The 1,230-nt window shown below is 38.0% G+C and carries 1 protein-coding gene; it reads left to right on the plus strand.

Annotation, left to right across the window (positions count from 1 at the left end; genetic code table 11):
* The first annotated feature begins 46 nt into the window (after positions 1–46).
* Positions 47–1,179 (plus strand): IS3-like element ISAba14 family transposase gene (locus CDG56_RS16680; RefSeq protein WP_223155595.1). Its coding sequence is split into 2 segments (ribosomal slippage): positions 47–299 and positions 299–1,179, totalling 1,134 coding nucleotides; the frame shifts between segments, so codons are not numbered across the junction.
* Positions 1,180–1,230 lie beyond the last annotated feature (51 nt).

The raw sequence follows: 1,230 nt of genomic DNA on the forward strand, positions 1-1,230 counted from the left end.
TCTGCTCCTCAAATGATGTTATAAACATCAATATATGGAGTATTTTATGGCACGTAGACCAAGAAGAAATCATTCAAATGATTTTAAAGCTAAGGTAGCACTTGCTGCGATTAAAGCAGAAAAAACACTTGCTGAATTGAGTGCTGAGTTTGATGTTCATCAAAACCAAATTATTGACTGGAAAAATCAATTGATCTCAGCTTCCTCGCAAGCTTTCGATCAATCAAAAGCTCCAACAGAACCACCCATCGATCTAAAAAAACTACATGCAAAAATCGGTGAGCAGGCATTAGAAATTGATTTTTTAGAAGGTGTGTTGAAGAAACTGGGCCGCTTCAACCACAAAAGTTAATCGACGACTCACTTCAGATTTCAGTATCTAAGCAAGCTAAGCTGCTGAAAGTCTCCCGTGGTTGTTATTACTATCGCCCAAAACCTGTGAGTGCATCAGATCTGAAGCTGATGCGATGTATTGATGAATTACATATGCAATATCCTTTTGCAGGCAGTCGTATGATGCGTGATTTGTTGAATCGTCAAGGACATCATATAGGACGACGTCATACACGTACTTTAATGAAGAAAATGGGTATTCAGGCGTTATATTGCAAACCAAATTTAAGCCAGGCTAATCAAGCTCACCGTAAATATCCATATCTGCTCAAAGGATTGGCTATTCAGCGCAGTAATCAAGTGTGGTCTACGGATATAACGTATATCCCTATGGCAAAAGGCTTTGTTTATTTATGTGCTGTGATTGATTGGCATAGCCGCAAGGTACTTGCGCATAGAGTATCGATTAGTATGGAGGTGGATTTTTGTATTTCGGCTTTAAATGAAGCGATTGAAAAATATGGTCGACCTGAAATATTTAATACAGACCAAGGCAGCCAGTTTACCAGTGATGCATTTATTGATGTATTGAAATCAAATGGCATTCAAATCAGTATGGATGGTAAAGGTCGATGGGTAGATAATGTGATGGTTGAACGATTATGGCGGAGCGTTAAATATGAAGAGGTGTATCTCAAAGCTTATAGCAGTGTCACAGATGCGAAAAAGCAATTAAGTGCATATTTTGAGTTTTATAATTTGAAACGACCTCATTCGAGTCTAGACAAAATGACACCAAATGAGTTTTACTATGATCAGCTACCCCAACAAAACAAGGTGGCTTAACTAGAGCGGAATATCACTTATAAATACGCTTTTAGTTGTTCAAACAAGTGG

The sequence above is a fragment of the Acinetobacter sp. WCHA39 genome (assembly GCF_002165385.1).
In the GTDB taxonomy this organism is placed as follows: Bacteria; Pseudomonadota; Gammaproteobacteria; order Pseudomonadales; family Moraxellaceae; genus Acinetobacter.